Genomic DNA, 17,125 nt, shown 5'->3' with positions numbered 1-17,125 from the left:
GGCGATTAACCGTCCAATACGTTCGGATTCGCATGCAGCATCGGTATGGTCGGCGGAACCGGCACATCGGGTTGTACAGCATTGTTTACAAGCGCGTCCTGCGTTTGCAGATTTAACACATGGTGAAACACCTCGTCGATCGTAGCCACCGGAATGACTTCAAGACCGTTCAGATTAGCGAAAATGTCCTGCCAGTTCTCTTGAGGTATGATAACCTTGCTTGCACCCGCTTGAAACGCGGCCTCCACTTTCGCCACGACGCCGCCGATCGGTTTCACATAGCCGTGGATGCTAACCTCGCCTGTCATGGCTACCCGGTTGTCCACCGGAATTCTCAACATTGCGGAAGTGATCGCGGTCGCCATGGAAATCCCCGCTGACGGCCCGTCGATAGGAATCCCTCCCGGAAAGTTGATATGAAGGTCGAAATCGTCCGGCTGGAGGCCAAACCTTTTTAATACGGTAAGGACATTATCCACGGATCCGCGGGCCATGCTTTTACGCCGCAGCGTTCTTGAACCGCCGCCCATTTCCTCTTCTTCCACTACGCCTGTGATCATCACTTTCCCTGTCCCCGGCAGCGCCGTGCGCTGTGCTGTCACTTCAATTTCGAGCAGCGTACCCAGGTTCGGGCCGTATACCGCCAGTCCGTTGACATACCCGATTTGCGGCTGGGAAGGAATTTTCTTCTCGGGCCTCGGAGACAGCTGCGAAGAGTTGACAACCCACTCAATGTCCCCGGCAGAAATTTCACTGCGTTTGTCCGTCAAAGCCAATCCTGCGGCAAGCTGGATAATGTTCACAGCCTCGCGGCCGTTCGTAGCATATTTCTTCACCACTTCGATGGCCCCTTTATTTACGGGAAAGCCGATTTTGTGAAGGGAGTTCTCCGCGATATCGGCAATCTCCCCCGGGAGCAGCGGGCGGAAGAAAATTTCCATGCAGCGGGAACGGATAGCCGGAGGAATCTCCTGCGGCGTGCGCGTAGTAGCTCCCACAAGTCTGAAATCGGCCGGCAGCCCATTCTGGAAAATATCGTGTATATAGCCCGGGATATTCGTGTCCTCGGAATTGTAATAGGCACTTTCCAAGAACACCTTACGGTCTTCCAGTACCTTTAATAATTTATTCATTTGGATCGGATGCAATTCGCCGATTTCGTCGATAAACAGTATGCCGCCATGAGCTTTGGTCACTGCACCCGGCTTTGGTTGGGGAATGCCCGCTACCCCCATCGCCCCCGCCCCTTGGTAAATAGGGTCGTGGACGGATCCGATCAGCGGGTCCGCTATCCCCCTCTCGTCAAAACGCGCTGTAGTGGCGTCAATCTCGGTAAACTTGGCGTCGAACCTGAAAGGGGAACCGGAATTTTTCTTTGCCTCCTCAAGCACTACTCTAGCGGCGGCCGTCTTCCCCACGCCCGGAGGCCCGTAAATGATCACATGCTGCGGGTTCGGTCCGCACAATGCGGCCTTCAGCGTGCGCAGACCTTCCTTTTGTCCGACGATGTCCGACATGGCGGAAGGCCTCGTCTTCTCGGCCAGCGGCTTGCTCAATGAGACGGAGCGCAGCTTGCGGAGCTTTTCCATCTCTTTTCTCGATTCTTTATCGACGGCAGACCGGTTCGTCTGCTGGTTGCGGAGCAAATTCCAGAAGTACAACCCTATGACAATAGCGAAAAAAACCTGAATCAGCATAAGTATCAAGCTTAAAGTCATCTTTACACTACCTCCTGCACATGGTCACTAAACATGCTAATACATGGTAGTATAACCGCTCCGCCCCCCTGTTAATCGAAGATTTGCCAACACGCAAAAAAAAGAAGTCACTCCGGGGTGTCTTACAAAGTAAAACCGGAACGCGATTACGTCCCGGTTTCTTGTTAAAGGATGCTTTTATTTATGCAGCTGCAAGGAAAGGAGCGCGCTCATGCTCAGCAGTTCATCGTTCTCTTCACTCAGCCGTTGATTTTCTTCCAAAAGCTCTTCTTTTTCATGAGTTAACGCGTTCAGCGCGGTCAGCAGCTCGGGCATCCATTTAAACGCCATCTCTTTGGCTATGGCACCGGACAAGCAGTCACTTTCAAGAATATCCAAGGCGTTCTGCACAGATTCAAGCTTTTTGGCGAATTGATCGACAGACATGGATCTTATCCCCCTTTAAAAAATATTACAGCAGCTTTTAGACATAAAGGAATGTATCACAGGGTTTACGAAAGTGTCAAGTATGTATTACAATTCTTTTGTTTTCATTTTTGCTTTCATATTGTAAGCTAGTATTTGACAAAAGGAGGAGTCCACCCGTGTCCGAGTTAGGCCGTTTACTAAGACAGCTTAGAGGTAAAGAGTCTTTGAGGGATATCAGCCGTAAAGCGGGACTGAGCCATACCTACCTGAACATTATCGAAAAAGGCGTCGACCCGCGGTCCGGAAATCCCATCAAGCCTACTCCCGAAACGCTCCGCATTTTATCCCAAACATACGGGTTCCCCTATGAAGAGCTGATGAAACTCTCAGGCTATCTTGACGATACAAGCGCGGAGGATGCCGGCGGACCGCTGTCTCCGCTTTCGGACGAACATACGCTGGAGCTGGAGAACGTTCTGCAAAGGGCGGATTTGGTTTTTAAAGGGAAGGGTCTGAACGAGGCCGAACGCCAAAGAATTATGGATATGCTGACGCTGCTGTTCCACGAATCTGTGGAGGACGAAAAAAAAGATTCCTGAATTTCGTGATACTTTTCGATCTCGGGGTGTCTTACTATATGAAACGAATTCCCCTGCAAAAACAAACCGTTGTTTGCGGAGCTGCGTACATATTTTTCTTTGTCAGGAGTGATAAAAGTGAATTATGAGGATAAGATTAAACACGTCTTTGACAGCTATGATACCTCTGATCCATTCGAGCTTGCGAGATATTTGAATATCAGGATCACTTATTTTGATTTTGAGAGTACAGTGTACGGCTACTATACTCCGCTGTTGTCGACAAACCACATTATCATCAGCGAGAGCCTCTCGCCGGAAGATCAGGAGAAGGTGTGCGATCACCTAGTGGCCCATCACATTCTTAACACAGGCACTGAATTTTGTCTGGATAAAAGCTGTTACGCCGGATTGGAGAGAGAAACGAAATTCTCCAGGTCTCTATTTCCCCGTAAAAGCAACTCTCTTTTCTGGTTGTAATTGCAGTTCTAACGGAAATCGTCCGGTACATTGGGTTCACTATGCGGTGTTGTCTTTCGTTCCTCCGCTATGCAATAATGGCTTAACCATATGACTTTGGCGTCCAACACAATATGCGCGGCCATCGGCAGCCATAAGCTGCCGGTTGACCAGTACAGCACGCTCAGCAGTAATCCCGACACCGTTTGAGGAAGCAAATTTTTGATGCCTTGGTCATAATGGGCTATACCGAATACGACGCTGCTGATGGCCAAGCTGTACAGCAGATTCAGATGAAGCGTCGAGACCAAATAAAAAGTCATAAAGGCACGGAAGACCACCTCTTCACCGATCCCCACTGAGAAGGCTACCGGCAAGAACAGAAGCTGCTCTCTTCGGGTGGTCGGATAGATGAACGACCGCTTATGATACGCCTGCAAAAATTCTTTTCGGAATGATTTGGAGCGGAGCAATAATAAGGGAGCAAACTCAGTGACCGCCAAATATAGAAGGACCGCTGCAGGATAGATGACAGCCTGGACGCCGCTTAAAGCCGGCCGTTCCAGATAGAGGATTTGTACGGGAGACATTGGCGTAAGCACAAGCAGCACTTGTCCCCACAGAAGAGCAATGACGAACAGGTATTTTCCAAATTTGGGAATTTCACTGTCCGTTTTTTGCATTCTGGGAGTAAGGAGCGGTTTTACAACAAATATAAACAATAGAAGTATGATCAGCACTATGTGTTCATCGGACAAGATCATCACCATCCACTGCGTTATTCGACACTGCATTCAAGGCCTGCAGATGCCGTGTAGCGGTCAAAACATATTAAGACAAAAGCGCGGGTTCTTCAAAAAAAGCTGTTGCTGCGACAGAATTGGATCTGCCGCAGCAACAGCCCAGAAATAATGGATTAATGCCTGCGCCCCGGAATAACTCCAGTTTCCTCATAACCTTCAACGATAATGTCAATTTCCTTCTTCAGCTCGTTCAGCAGCTCCGCTTCCGGCACTTTTCTCACCATCTCTCCATAGCGAAACAGCATTCCCTCGCCTCTCGCTCCGGCTATGCCGATGTCGGCTTCTCTGGCTTCCCCAGGCCCGTTCACCGCGCATCCCAGAACAGAAACTTTAATAGGTACCTTCAGTTTGGAGATATACTCCTCCACTTCATTGGCAATAGAGAACAGGTCGATGTCCAGCCGCCCGCAGGTTGGGCAGGATATGAGCGTTGCGGCATTTGTTATCAGTCCGAACGTCTTCAGCAGTTCTCTGGCTACCCTTACTTCTTCAACCGGATCCGCGCTTAGAGAGATTCTCACCGTGGAACCTAGCCCCATGCTTAGCAGCGCACCGATTCCGGCTGAGCTTTTCACCGTACCGGAGAACAGCGTTCCGGCTTCCGTGATCCCCAAATGGAGCGGATAGCGGAAGGCTTGGGCCGCTTTCGTATAAGCCTCGATAGCCATCGGAACATTGGAGGCTTTCAGAGAAACGATGATATCGCGGAAATCTAATTCCTCCAGGATTCCAATATGGTACAGGGCGCTTTCCACCATTGCATCCGCTGTCGGATAGCCGTATTTCTCCAGCAGATGGTTCTCCAAAGAACCGGCGTTAACTCCGATACGAATCGGAATACCGCGCTCTTTGCAGGCCTTAACAACGGCTTCCACTTTTTCGCGCCGTCCGATATTGCCCGGGTTAATGCGGACCTTGTCCACTCCGTTCTCGATCGCGGCCAGCGCGAGACGGTAATCGAAGTGAATATCCGCCACCAACGGAATCGAGATGCGCCTCTTGATTTCCTTAATGGCTTCCGCAGCCTCTTTATTGTTGACAGTGACTCGCACAATTTGGCAGCCCGCTTCTTCCAGGCGGTGAATCTCGGCCACGGTGGCCTCCACGTCGGCTGTCTTGGTCGTACACATGCTCTGGATAATCACTTCATTGCTTCCGCCGATGGTCAAGTTCCCCACCTTCACCGGAACCGTTTCTGTTCTCTGAAACATGCAAGTCTCTCCCCTGACACCAAACATCCTCCGCTCCTTGGCAGGTCTGGAAACCATGCCGAGGATTGGAGGTGTAAGGGTTGTATTCACTTATTAAGCACTTTCTTCTTTCTTCTTGCCTGACGGTTCTTCTTTAAGGATCAGTGTCGGAGTGACTTTCTCCTTCACCGTTTCTTCAGTGACCGTGCACGAAGTTATGTCGTTTCTGGATGGGACTTCGAACATCACGTCGAGCATTATGCTTTCAATAATGGCCCGTAATCCGCGGGCGCCCGTATTGCGCTTGATCGCCTCTTTGGCGATCGCGTCAAGCGCGCCTTGATTGAATTCCAGAGCTACATTATCCATATCAAGCATCTTCTGGTACTGCTTGACCAAAGCGTTCTTCGGTTCCGTCAGAATGCGGACCAAAGCATCCTCGTCGAGCGGCTCCAAAGTGGAGATAACCGGCAGACGGCCTACAAATTCGGGGATCAATCCGAATTTCAACAGGTCTTCCGGAAGCACCATGGAGAGATACTCGCCAGGTTTCAAATCCACTTTGTTCATATCGGCTCCGAAACCGATGACTTTCTTGCCGATCCGGCGTTTAATAATGGATTCAAGTCCATCAAACGCGCCGCCGCAGATAAAGAGAATGTTTGTCGTATCAATCTGGATAAATTCCTGATGCGGATGCTTTCGGCCGCCTTGCGGAGGTACCGAAGCTACAGTGCCTTCAAGTATTTTGAGCAGCGCCTGCTGTACCCCTTCTCCGGAGACGTCACGTGTAATGGACGGGTTCTCGGATTTGCGGGCCACCTTATCGATTTCATCAATATAGATAATGCCGCGCTCGGCTTTTTCCACATCATAATCAGCAGCCTGAATCAGCTTCAGAAGGATATTCTCTACGTCCTCGCCGACATAGCCTGCCTCCGTCAATGAAGTGGCGTCCGCAATGGCAAAAGGAACATTGAGGATTTTGGCCAGCGTTTGCGCAAGCAAGGTTTTCCCGCTTCCCGTAGGACCCAGCAGCATGATATTGCTCTTCTGCAGCTCGACATCCTCCAGCTTGTTTTGGGAGTTAATCCGCTTGTAGTGGTTGTACACCGCAACGGAGAGAGACTTCTTCGCCTGGTCTTGACCGATTACATACTGATCCAGAATCGTGCGGATTTCCTTCGGTTTCGGAACATCCTTCAGATCCAGCTCTTCATCATGGCCTAACTCTTCTTCGACGATTTCCGTGCACAATTCAATGCACTCGTCACAAATATATACACCCGGTCCGGCTACAAGCTTGCGCACCTGATCCTGGGATTTTCCGCAAAAAGAACACTTCAGCTGGCCCTTTTCATCGTTAAATTTAAACATTGGATCACTCCTCTTTATTTCAAATCGCTGCGAGTGATAACCTCGTCAATCAAGCCGTAGGCTTTGGCTTCCTCAGCGCTCATAAAGTTATCCCGGTCCGTATCCCTATCGATCTTCTCATAAGGCTGTCCGGTTCTCTCAACATAGATGTTATTCAACTTTTCCTTGGTCTTGAGTATCCAATCCGCGTGGATTTTAATATCCGCAGCTTGGCCGCGCACTCCTCCCAAAGGCTGATGAATCATCACTTCGCTGTTCGGCAGCGCGAAACGCTTCCCTTTGGCACCTGCGGTAAGAAGCAGCGAGCCCATACTTGCGGCCATTCCGACGCAGATGGTGGAAACGTCCGGCTTGATGAACTGCATCGTGTCATAGATGCCTAACCCTGCGGTGACGGACCCGCCCGGAGAGTTGATGTACAAGTGGATATCCTTCTCGGGATCCTGCGCCGCCAGGAACAGCAGTTGGGCAATGACCAGGTTGGCAACGTCGTCATCTATAGCACTACCGATAAAGATAATGCGATCTTTCAGTAAACGCGAGTAGATATCGTAGGAACGCTCCCCACGGTTTTCCTGCTCGACCACCATAGGTATAAGACTCATTGTTACAACCCCTTCTTTAATGTAAAGAATATGGCTTCCTCCGCAAAAGAATACCATGCGAATCGCAAAGTGCTTATTATTGATTTTACCACGTTTGAAAGGTAAAGTCATTTTTTCGCACAAGCACTTTCCATTTTTTAGGGTAAAACAAAGGCACGCAGTCCAGCACGTGCCCTTTTCTATCTTATGTTAGCTTCTTGTGATGGTTGTTATTTCGCGTTCTCGACCAGGAAGTCTACTGTTTTCTTAACCTTAAAGTCGTTTTTCAAAACGTCCAGGTTTCCGTTTGCGGCGAATATGCCGCGAAGTTCTTCGACGGAACGCTCTGTATTCTGTGTCATTTTCTCAAGCTCTGCATCCAGCTCTTCTTCGGAAAGCTCGATGTTTTCTTTCTCCGCGATGGTCTCAAGAACAAGATTGTTGCGCACACGCTTGGAAGCGTCGCCTCTCATCTGTTCTCTCAGAGCGGCTTCATCCTGGCCGGAGAACTGATAATACAACTCTACGTTCAGTCCTTGGGCCTGCAGCCGGTTGCCGAACTCCTGGACCATCTGGTCGATTTCGCTTTCGATCATTATGTCCGGAATTTCCACTTGTGCGTTCTCGGATACTTTCTCCACTACGGCATTTTCAAATTCTCTAAGGGCTTCCGCCTGCTTGCTTTCCTGGAGCTTCTTCTCAATATCTTTCTTGTACTCGTCCAAAGTTTCAAATTCGCTGACATCCAGTGCAAACTCGTCGTCCAATGCAGGAAGGTTTTTGCGCTTGATTTCATGAAGCTTCACTTTGAATATGGCGGCCTTGCCTTTCAGGTCCTCGGAGTGATAGTTCTCAGGGAAGGTGACTTCAACGTCCTTCTGATCCCCGGTCTCCATACCTACGACTTGCTCTTCGAAGCCTGGAATGAAGTTGCCGGACCCAAGCTCAAGAGAATATCTTTCAGCTTGTCCGCCTTCAAAAGCCTCGCCGTCCACAAAGCCTTCGAAATCGATAATGACTACGTCGCCGTCAGCCGCCGCGCCTTCTTCAACGACAACAAGCTCAGCGTGACGCTCCTGCATGCGCTTTAGTTCAGCTTCCACGTCTTCTGCGGTTACAGCAGCTTCTTTCTTCTCGACTTCCACGCCTTTGTATTCGCCTAAAGTGACTTCGGGCTTGACCATGACCTTCGCTTTGAATTTCAGCGGCTGTCCTTTGGCGAATTGCTCGATGTCCACTTCCGGACGATCCACAGGCTCGATCCCCGTTTCCTTTACGGCTTCGACATAAGCTTCAGGAAGAATGATATCCAGTGCGTCCTGATAAAGGCTTTCGACACCGAACTTCGCTTCGAATATCGGGCGTGGCACTTTTCCTTTACGGAAACCAGGCACGTTCAGCTTGGTCGCAACTTTCTTGAAAGCTTTGTCCAATGCTTGTGCGACTTGCTGCTCGTCCACTTCAATATCTAGAACCCCGAGGTTCTTCTCTATTTTTTCCCAGCTTGCTTTCATTTTATGCTTTCCCCTCCAGAAATTGTCCAAAACTTTCGAAGTTTTGTAACGTTTCACGTGCTCAGCTATACGGGTCGATACCCACCCTTGGGCAATTATAACCATTATATTATAACCAGACGACCGTCGCTTTTCAAGGCATGTTTTTGTTACGAATTCAGATTGTAGGCATGACAGTTTTCAGAAAATGTTTCATTGTGCGCGAGGCTTGCTCCCAATGGAACGACAATTCGGCCGTGATGCCGTACATTTGCTGTATTTCCTCAGGTTCGGCGGGCTGCTGCATCACTTCGAGCAATGCCAGATGAAGCGCCCCAGCCCAGGCGTCGGTGGCGTCTGTGGGCTGTTTTAGAATCTGATAATAAACCGTGGTCCCATAAATATAAGCCAGAAATTCATTCCACACCTGCCCGGCAAAATAACCCAGCGTGGGATTGTTGATTTCGCTGATTTCCTGGACGCGAGCCATGATTTCCGTAATCTGGGACGGGAATTCATCGAAGTGTGCCGGCACGTCCTGCAGGTCGATCGTCACTTGTCCGCCCGGTTTGGGAATTTGCAGCACCTCCGCCGCTCCTCTTGCTTTTAGCGTCTGGAGCACCTTGAATTGTAATAAGGGATGACGCGGCTGGGTCTGCACCCATTGTTCGAGGGACGCGTTTATAGAAGGATGCTTGACGTAAATCAGTTGTTCTAGGGCGAGCATCTGTTTTTCCGGCGAAGTCGGATCGCGAAGCATGGAAAGGAGTTTTTCGGCATACTTGTCGTCCTCTCCTTCTTTCTCATGCACAATTCCCCGGAACAAGTCGGCTTCGGACCAGTCTTCCTCCTCTTCTCCCGCCACAAAATGGCTTTCGGGAAACATGGTCTGCAGCCAATTGAGCAAAGCCTGCCATTCCTGCCCGGTCTCCACGTCCCCTCCGCTGCACTGAAGCAAAAAGTGAAGAAGCTTGATCGCTTCGAGGTATCTCTCCGTCTCCAGCATCCGGGTCAGTTCCACTTGGTAATATTCTATAGTTCTTGGGAGAAGTATGATCTTCTCTTCTGTGCGGCGCGATATAGGGATCACCTTCTTCCAGTAGAGGAGTCATTGCCCGCGAATGTTCTCCTGAGGTTCGTAACTGCAAGTGTACTTCATTGGGGAAAGGAAATCAAAACTATGGGCACAGCAAGTGAAAAAATGTCGGTAAAGGAGGACGAAGCCGCAGGATATGGATTGAAATATGTGGAGATAGAAGATTGGTGAAAAGAACAATCCGCATACGGGAATAGTACAGTCCGCGTATACGGCGGGTGTCTGACCAAATTTTCATAAAATTCGGTCTTTACTTTACCAGTTGCTTTTATGATTTCCCTGTGATAATATAACTCATGTTTCACTGCAAAAAATTGTGTCCCAGTAGCTCAGCTGGATAGAGCACTCGCCTTCTAAGCGAGTTGTCGGGGGTTCGAATCCCTCCTGGGACGTAAATGAGAAACGCAGGCCGTTTAGGTCTGCGTTTTTTGCGTTCCGGGAGCTGATGAGAACCCTCGACGACGGGGGACGTCGCAGCTCACCGGGCGGGCCGTTCATGCCTCGACCAAGCGGAGTCGCCAGCTCCATCGGACCCCTTGTCCGATGGCGACGCGTATCCCTCCGCAAACAAATTTCACCCTATAGATTGTATTTTCTACAATAGAATGAGTGGAAACTGGCACTGTCATTGGGCAGTACTGCAAAAAATACAACAATTTTGCCGAATGCGCGCTAAATCTTATTGGATTATCGAGTTCTATTTTTGCCTGAAAACAACGCCTCACTGCAAAAAACGATTCAATCGGACAGACATTAACTTATTCCGCAGCGCATAGTTTGGTATCATCATGTTTTGCCTGATTGAAAAGCAAGCCTGTAGAGGAGAAAAACTTCAGGAGAGGGATGAAGTCTATGTGTGGAATCACTGGATGGATCGACTGGCGTAAAGATTTGACTCAACATACATCCATTCTCGAAACGATGACGGAAACACTAACGGACCGCGGCCCAGACGCTTCCGGCACATGGATCACACAGCACTGCTCGCTCGGACACCGGAGGCTCAGCGTCATGGACCCGGAGAACGGCGCCCAGCCGATGACACGCAAATACGGTGATAACACTTTTTCACTTGTATATAACGGAGAGCTCTATAATGCGCCAGAACTGCGAAAAGAACTGGAGCAGCGGGGCCATATGTTCCGAACAAATTGCGATACAGAAGTGCTGCTGCTGGCTTTTATTGAATGGGGACGGTCGTGCGTTGACCGGTTTAACGGCATTTTTGCCTTTGCGCTGTGGGACGAGGAAGCGCAAACGCTGTTCATGGCCAGGGACCGGCTTGGCGTTAAACCGCTCTTTTACTCCATCAGCGACGGGATGCTACTGTTCGGTTCCGAGCCTAAATGCATCCTGCAGCATCCGAACTTCAAAGCGCAGATCGGCGCCGAAGGACTGGCGGAGATTTTCGCCGTGGGACCCGCGAGGACGCCCGGCCACGGCGTTTACCGCAATATGCACGAGCTTAAACCGGGCCACTGCATGGTGTATTCCAGAAACGGATTAAGCATTAGAGCTTATTGGAAGCTGGAAAGCCACGCACACCCTGATAACCTCGAAGATACAGCACAGCGAATCAGGGAGCTTCTGGTCGACACGGTCGAGCGCCAGCTGGCTTCGGATGTCCCCGTGTGCACTCTGCTTTCGGGAGGCCTCGATTCCAGCGCCTTGACGACCATTGCCTCCAACTACTATAAAGCCGCCAATCAGGGCACGCTCCATTCGTTTTCAATCGATTACGTGGATAATGACAAGCATTTTAAAGTGAGCGCCTTCCAGCCCAACGCCGATGCGCCCTGGATCAAAAGGATGACCGAGTACTTGGGCACGCAGCACCATTATATCGAATTCGACACTCCCGAGCTGGTAGAGGCGCTACGCGCTGCGGTATATGCAAGGGATTTGCCGGGCATGGCCGACGTCGACGCCTCCTTGTACCTGTTCTGCCGGGAGATCAAGAAGAATGCCACCGTAGCGATTTCCGGAGAGGCGGCGGACGAAATTTTTGGCGGATACCCGTGGTTCCACCGGGAAGAATCACTTAATGCGGATACTTTCCCTTGGTCGCTCGCAACGAGAGACAGGGTCAGTTTATTGTCCGACCATCTGCTGGACTGGATAAAACCCGAAGCCTATGTCAAAGAGAGATACGCTCAAGCTCTCCAAGAGGTGCCTCGCCTTGCAGGAGAGAACGTACAACAGAACCGGATGCGCGAAATTTCGTATTTGAACATTACCCGATTTATGCCGACGCTGCTGGACCGCAAGGATCGGATGAGCATGGCCGTGGGTCTGGAGGTTCGCGTGCCGTTCTGCGACCATCGTCTGGTTGAATACGTGTGGAATATCCCATGGGAAATGAAAACCGCCGGGGACCGTGAAAAAGGAATCCTCCGCCGGGCGCTGAGAGGCATTCTGCCGGAGGATGTGCTGACAAGAAAGAAGAGCCCTTACCCCAAAACCCACAATCCGGATTACTTAACCGCTGTAAAAGAGTGGATGCTGACTATTCTGAACGATTCGTCTTCGCCTTTGCTGCAGTTTATCAATGTAGCTAAAATCCGCAAACTGGCCGAAGGCGACGCCACTCAATTCAATCTTCCCTGGTTCGGGCAGCTGATGACGGGACCCCAGATGTTCGCGTATTTAATTCAGGTCGACCTGTGGCTGCGGAAGTACAAAGTCTCCATACGATAAAAAAATGACGGGCGGATGCTCGTCATTTTTGGCGTTTCGGACTATGTTCCCAGTTTGGTGTCAACCTATGTGCTTGGTTCGGCGTCTCGGACTATCCTAGTGTGGCGTCTGGCAATATGTACTGGTTTTGCGTCTCGGACTATCCTGGCTTTACGCATTGCCGCAAGTTTTGGCGTTCCGGGGTTAGTTCAATTTTGGCGTCTCTAGTTTATGCCCCGGTTCTTGCATCTGCGCGCATATGCTCATTCCGGCTCCCCGCCAAACAGCGGCAAAAACTGCTGCAGCGCCAAAGCCCTGTGGCTGATCCGGTTTTTGGTCTCGACAGGCAGCTCGGCCATCGTTTTGCGGAAGTGCGGCAGGTAAAAATAAGGGTCGTAGCCGAAGCCCTGGTCTCCCCGCGGTTCCCGGATAATGTAACCTTCACAGACGCCCTCCGCCTCCACGACGCGGTTCTGCACCGGATCGATGTAAGCCAAAGCGCAGACGAAGCGGGCTCTGCTCAACATTTGCGGCGGTTCCTGCGGAGCTTCCTCCACCGTGAAAGGCGCCAGCGCCAGCTCCGCTTCCGCAATATCCGCCAGAGGATTAAGTCCAGCCAGTTCGGAGATGAGCTTCGAGTTGTTCTCTTCATCCGTGGCTTGAAGTCCGGCAAAACGGGCGGAATAAATACCGGGCCTGCCGTCCAGCGCATCCACCATCAGTCCGGAGTCGTCGGCAAGCACCGGGACATGCAGATAATTGGCGATAGTCCTCGCTTTAATCAGCGCATTCTCGGCGAATGTGGCTCCGTTCTCAACGATCGCGGGCAGCTCGTCATAATCGGCCAGGCTGCTGATCTCAATACCCAAAGGCTCGAACCAGGCGGCGAATTCTTTCGCTTTCCCCTTATTCTGTGTCGCAATTATCACGCTTTTATTCTGTGCCTGCATGGATCCGCTCTCCTCCAATCAACTTGGCGGCCTCTCCCAGCACTTTGCGCTGCTCTTCGATCATCAATTGAATCCCGCTGTCCGCCAAAGCGAGCAGCTCGTCAAGCTCTTTTCTTGAAAACGGGGCTTCTTCCCCCGTGCCCTGAATTTCGACGAATTTCCCCTCGCCCGTCATGACCACATTCATATCAACCTTTGCCTGGGAATCTTCGTCGTAGTTCAGATCCAGACGCGGTTCGCTGCCGATAATCCCTACGCTGACCGAGGCCAGGAAATCGCGCACTGGAAATTTCGGCAGTTTTTTATCCGCGGCTACCTTTCGCAAAGCGAACACCATGGCGACAAAAGCGCCGGTGATCGATGTCGTTCTAGTGCCCCCATCCGCCTGGATCACATCGCAATCCAGTGTCAGCGTGCGCTCGCCCAGTGCTTCAAGATCGACAACCGAGCGAAGCGCGCGTCCGATCAAACGCTGAATCTCCATCGTGCGGCCGCCCAGCTTTCCTTTGTTAGCCTCCCTTTGATTGCGCACCTGGGTTGCTCTTGGCAACATTGAGTATTCAGCCGTGACCCAGCCTTTCCCTTGGCCTTTCATAAAAGGAGGCACCCGCTCCTCCACAGTCGCCGTGCAAATGACCTTCGTATCTCCGACCTCGATCAGGAGCGAGCCTTCCGCATGCTTGATATAATGGGGAGTAATCTTAATAGTCCGCGTTTGATCTGCCTGTCTTCCACCGATTCTCATGTACGTGCTTCCTCCTAGAAAAGATATCGCCGCAGGGCTTACCCCTTATTGTGTACCAATGTTTTCCCGATATCCGAAACTCTTAATCATTTTAACAAAGCGGCAGAAGAAAAGCATCCCGAACGTCGTAAAAAGGGTGAAATTCAAGGCAATCCAATAAAACTGCCGGGGAGCTGCTGCATTCGCATATGGGCCTCCAGCCGCTGTTGACATTCAGTTCCTTGATCGGATTTCACATCTTGATTTCATTTAAATGCACAGGCTTCATCACAGGTTTGCTGTAATTCTGGTTGTCGGTGGAAGCGATTTTGGCGTCTCCGTTCACTTCAATCTGGACTTTAGGCACTCCGGTGTTCTCGGTCAAAGAAAGAACCACGGCCTGCAGCGCTTCGGCAGGAGCCTTTTTATCCATACCCAGCACTTTATCCGAGAAATTCACTGTCACCAAATCATTGGTTTTGTTCACCTGGAGAACTTCCGTCGAAGGGGCGAATACGGGAGTCAAGCCTTTGCTTTGGTCCGGCCCCTTGATCAGCTCCTGAACCGCCGCTTGGGCAACATCGTCCGTCCGTTTCACCAGCCGGGTCACAGGCACATAATATTTGTATTGATCCGGGCCCTGGGCCAAAAAGTACAAGGTCACCGGAGTAGCCCTGCCGTATTCCACATTGTCGGGCTTCTCGATGTTGATTCCCATCGCTCTGGACAGCGAACCGTCAATCGGAGTGCCCGCCATCGGCATTTCCTTCAGGTCTTTGCCTTCCACACGAATTTTGACCTGCTCGATAGAAGGAAAGCTGGTCAGCGTCCAGGTGACGGCTTCCATGATTTTGCGTTCGTCCTGAACGTTGTACTCATTGAATGCCTTGCTGAAGTCTACGGTCGCCAGCTTGTTCCTGACATCGATCCCTTTCACTTGAGTGCCTTTCGGCAGCAGACCGATAAAGCCTTTGGGCAGCAGCTTCTGGCCGGGACCGTCCTCCACCATATACTGGAGAGCCGCTTTGGCTATCTCCACTTTGTCGGGCAGGCCCATGGAAATCGGCGAAACGAGTCCATTGGCGTCCTTAAAATACAATGTGGCCGAAGCCGGGCTCACCGATTTTTGCTGAGGCAGCGCGGCCATAGTCTCCGCCGAGGCCGGCGGCGGATCGATCGGTTGGGACTGGCGCTTTGACCCGAGCGAGCAGCCCGAAGTCAGCAGAACAACGACACTTCCTGCGGCAAGCCAACGGGTCCAATAGTAACGATTCATCGTTCTTCCTCCTGAATAAGTCGATTTATTGTTACTATGTATACGAACCGTGGCCTGTTTTATAACTGTTTTTGTCCGAAAAAAGGGGCAAGCTAATGAAAATATCCTTTTTGGGGAAAATTTAGGGGGCATATTAGGAGGGGTGAGAGAATGAAATACAATTTGGACAGCGACAAAGTGAAACAGGCCTCGGACGAATGGCTGCAAAAAAGGGGCGTGAAGGTGTCGGATATTTCTGAGCTCGTCTATTTTTTGCAGAAGGATTATCTGCAGGATTTGACAATTGAATTTTGTGAGATTAATGTACGCAAAGTGATGGAAAAAAGGGAGGTCCAGAACGCCATCCTGACTGGCATCCAGCTTGATATCCTGTCGGAACAGGGAAATCTGATCGCCCCGCTGCAGGATATGATCGAGAATGACGAGCCGCTTTACGGCTGCGATGAGATCTTGGCACTGTCCATCGTGAATGTGTTCGGGAGCATAGGTTTAACCAATTTCGGCTATATCGATAAAATGAAGCCGGGCATTCTGGAGGTGCTGAACGACAAGACGGGCAAGCAAAAAAATACCTTCCTCGACGACATCGTGGGAGCGATAGCGGCGTCCGCCAGTTCGAGAATCGCCCACCTCAGGCAGTCGGAGATGGAGCAGGCACAAACCGTGGGCCAGGTATAGCTTTAATATTAAAAAAGGGAAAGGAAAGGCACGGGCTTACGTCCGAATGCTGGCTCACGGTGTGTCTTCCTGCCCTCTCAGTCTATATAGAACGATAAACAAATACGCCGTTATCTTCTTTCCGCTCGGCGCGTCCTTCCGCATCCAAGTAGACGACATGAGCAAGCGTCTCGGCCATGGCAAAACGGAGCTGGTGCAGTGACAGCCTGTCGCCGAATAAAGCCTGACACAGCTGATAGCAGGTCATCGGCTGTTGCAGTTGTTCTTCCATAAGCTGCAGCCGCTGTTCATGGTGGCCGACCAGCTCCAGCGCCCGTTCGCGAAAAGCTGTAAACGGCTCGCGGTGGCCGGGATACGCTTGAACGACTTCATATTCGGCAATCCGCTGGAGATGGTCCAGATAAGATTGCAGAGGATTCGCGTCCATCCCGGGAATATAGCTGACATTAGGCGAAATCCGGGGCAGCACGTGGTCTCCGCAGAACATCACTTTGGCTTCAAAATTATATAAACACAGATGGCCGTCCGCATGGCCGGGAGTGTGGATCGTTTCGTACTCCCGGTCTCCCATCCGGATTTTATCCCCGGGATTCAGCAAAGTGACCTGCGGCTGCGGAGATACCTGATCAAGGAAGCTTTCCATATGCTCGTAAATATTTTCGCATTTGCCGGAATCCATCCCGTGCTGCCGAAACAGCTCGGTCATCTCTTCGCTCATGGTCCGCTCCGGGCCCCACAAAAGCCGGGCCTGGACCAATCCTTGAGTGGACAAATAAACCGGCGCGGACGTCTGTTCCTGGAACCAGCCGGCGAGCCCGTAATGATCCGGATGGTGATGCGTCAGGATGATCCTGTCGATGTCGCCATAACCGATCCCGCACTGCTCGAGCGCCGATTGCCAGGCGGCCTCGGATTCGGCAGTGCGGATTCCGGGATCCACCAAAGTGTAACGGCCGCTGCCCCGGATCAAATAGGAGTTGACCCATCTAAGCGGAAACGGCAGCGGAACCTTGACGCGCAGGATGCCTCCATCGTGCTGCGAAAACTCGCTCATTCCGTGTCCCCCTTTCTGTCGCAATGTTACGTATAGTTTCATTGTATCGCTGGTCCTATGA

The 17,125-nt window shown here is 51.1% G+C and carries 16 protein-coding genes and 1 tRNA gene; 5 read left to right on the top strand and 12 right to left on the bottom strand.

Going from position 1 to position 17,125, the window contains the following annotated elements; translation table 11 throughout:
• Nucleotides 1-5: 5 nt before the first annotated feature.
• Together lonB and ACZ5N7_RS00330 are read right to left on the bottom strand one after the other, a co-directional pair.
• On the bottom strand, nt 6-1,718 hold the full coding sequence (gene lonB / locus ACZ5N7_RS00335) for an ATP-dependent protease LonB (RefSeq protein ID WP_464656361.1): 1,713 nt from the start codon (nt 1,716-1,718) through the stop codon (nt 6-8).
• 177 nt (nt 1,719-1,895) lie between these two features.
• Nucleotides 1,896-2,144: a hypothetical protein gene (locus ACZ5N7_RS00330; RefSeq protein ID WP_464656359.1), complete on the bottom strand. Its 249-nt coding sequence runs from the start codon at nt 2,142-2,144 to the stop codon at nt 1,896-1,898.
• A gap of 158 nt (nt 2,145-2,302) precedes the next feature.
• Between ACZ5N7_RS00330 and ACZ5N7_RS00325 the strand changes: the two genes are divergently transcribed.
• Both ACZ5N7_RS00325 and ACZ5N7_RS00320 read left to right on the top strand, forming a co-directional pair.
• Entirely contained in the window at nt 2,303-2,725 is a 423-nt protein-coding gene (locus ACZ5N7_RS00325) for a helix-turn-helix domain-containing protein (RefSeq protein WP_464656357.1), read from the top strand.
• A 117-nt stretch (nt 2,726-2,842) separates the two neighbouring features.
• On the top strand, nt 2,843-3,184 hold the full coding sequence (locus ACZ5N7_RS00320) for a M78 family metallopeptidase domain-containing protein (RefSeq protein ID WP_464656355.1): 342 nt from the start codon (nt 2,843-2,845) through the stop codon (nt 3,182-3,184).
• An 8-nt stretch (nt 3,185-3,192) separates the two neighbouring features.
• Here ACZ5N7_RS00320 and ACZ5N7_RS00315 read toward each other — a convergent pair whose 3' ends face one another.
• The 6 genes from ACZ5N7_RS00315 to ACZ5N7_RS00290 form a co-directional block, all read right to left on the bottom strand.
• Complete coding sequence (locus tag ACZ5N7_RS00315) at nt 3,193-3,957, bottom strand: CPBP family intramembrane glutamic endopeptidase (RefSeq protein ID WP_464656353.1); 765 nt, start codon at nt 3,955-3,957, stop codon at nt 3,193-3,195.
• 122 nt (nt 3,958-4,079) lie between these two features.
• The gene (ispG, locus tag ACZ5N7_RS00310) at nt 4,080-5,177 is read right to left on the bottom strand and encodes a flavodoxin-dependent (E)-4-hydroxy-3-methylbut-2-enyl-diphosphate synthase (RefSeq protein WP_464656351.1); all 1,098 of its coding nucleotides are present in this window, start codon (nt 5,175-5,177) and stop codon (nt 4,080-4,082) included.
• A 93-nt stretch (nt 5,178-5,270) separates the two neighbouring features.
• The gene (gene clpX / locus ACZ5N7_RS00305; protein ID WP_464656350.1) at nt 5,271-6,533 is read right to left on the bottom strand and encodes an ATP-dependent protease ATP-binding subunit ClpX; all 1,263 of its coding nucleotides are present in this window, start codon (nt 6,531-6,533) and stop codon (nt 5,271-5,273) included.
• Nucleotides 6,534-6,547: 14 nt separating this feature from the next.
• The gene (gene clpP, locus ACZ5N7_RS00300; protein ID WP_464656348.1) at nt 6,548-7,138 is read right to left on the bottom strand and encodes an ATP-dependent Clp endopeptidase proteolytic subunit ClpP; all 591 of its coding nucleotides are present in this window, start codon (nt 7,136-7,138) and stop codon (nt 6,548-6,550) included.
• Nucleotides 7,139-7,347: 209 nt separating this feature from the next.
• Nucleotides 7,348-8,631, bottom strand: coding sequence for a trigger factor (gene tig, locus ACZ5N7_RS00295; RefSeq protein ID WP_464656347.1), 1,284 nt, complete (start codon nt 8,629-8,631; stop codon nt 7,348-7,350).
• A gap of 157 nt (nt 8,632-8,788) precedes the next feature.
• Nucleotides 8,789-9,700 (bottom strand): HEAT repeat domain-containing protein, encoded by a 912-nt coding sequence (locus tag ACZ5N7_RS00290; RefSeq protein WP_464656346.1) that lies wholly within the window; start codon nt 9,698-9,700, stop codon nt 8,789-8,791.
• A gap of 324 nt (nt 9,701-10,024) precedes the next feature.
• Between ACZ5N7_RS00290 and ACZ5N7_RS00285 the strand changes: the two genes are divergently transcribed.
• Together ACZ5N7_RS00285 and asnB are read left to right on the top strand one after the other, a co-directional pair.
• A tRNA-Arg gene (locus ACZ5N7_RS00285) sits at nt 10,025-10,098 on the top strand.
• A gap of 460 nt (nt 10,099-10,558) precedes the next feature.
• Nucleotides 10,559-12,403 carry an asparagine synthase (glutamine-hydrolyzing) gene (gene asnB / locus ACZ5N7_RS00280; RefSeq protein ID WP_464656344.1) on the top strand — a complete coding sequence of 615 codons (1,845 nt, stop codon included), beginning with the start codon at nt 10,559-10,561 and terminating at the stop codon, nt 12,401-12,403.
• 242 nt (nt 12,404-12,645) lie between these two features.
• Here asnB and ACZ5N7_RS00275 read toward each other — a convergent pair whose 3' ends face one another.
• From ACZ5N7_RS00275 to ACZ5N7_RS00265, 3 genes are all read right to left on the bottom strand, one after another.
• Entirely contained in the window at nt 12,646-13,332 is a 687-nt protein-coding gene (locus tag ACZ5N7_RS00275) for a non-canonical purine NTP pyrophosphatase (RefSeq protein ID WP_464656342.1), read from the bottom strand.
• Entirely contained in the window at nt 13,316-14,077 is a 762-nt protein-coding gene (gene rph / locus ACZ5N7_RS00270; protein WP_464656340.1) for a ribonuclease PH, read from the bottom strand. Before rph ends, ACZ5N7_RS00275 begins: the two co-directional genes overlap by 17 nt.
• Nucleotides 14,078-14,309: 232 nt before the next feature.
• Complete coding sequence (locus ACZ5N7_RS00265; protein ID WP_464656338.1) at nt 14,310-15,332, bottom strand: GerMN domain-containing protein; 1,023 nt, start codon at nt 15,330-15,332, stop codon at nt 14,310-14,312.
• Between the two features lie 150 nt (nt 15,333-15,482).
• On the opposite strand from ACZ5N7_RS00265, the gene ACZ5N7_RS00260 reads away from it, so the two are divergent.
• Nucleotides 15,483-16,010 (top strand): phosphatidylglycerophosphatase A family protein, encoded by a 528-nt coding sequence (locus ACZ5N7_RS00260; RefSeq protein ID WP_464656336.1) that lies wholly within the window; start codon nt 15,483-15,485, stop codon nt 16,008-16,010.
• A gap of 82 nt (nt 16,011-16,092) precedes the next feature.
• Here the strand turns inward: ACZ5N7_RS00260 and ACZ5N7_RS00255 are convergent, their stop codons facing one another.
• Nucleotides 16,093-17,064 carry an MBL fold metallo-hydrolase gene (locus ACZ5N7_RS00255; RefSeq protein WP_464656334.1) on the bottom strand — a complete coding sequence of 324 codons (972 nt, stop codon included), beginning with the start codon at nt 17,062-17,064 and terminating at the stop codon, nt 16,093-16,095.
• Nucleotides 17,065-17,125: the final 61 nt, after the last annotated feature.

Source organism: Paenibacillus sp. JCM 18996, assembly GCF_055392555.1.
Note: the sequence above shows the minus strand (reverse complement) of the source record. Positions and strands in the feature narration are given on the sequence as shown.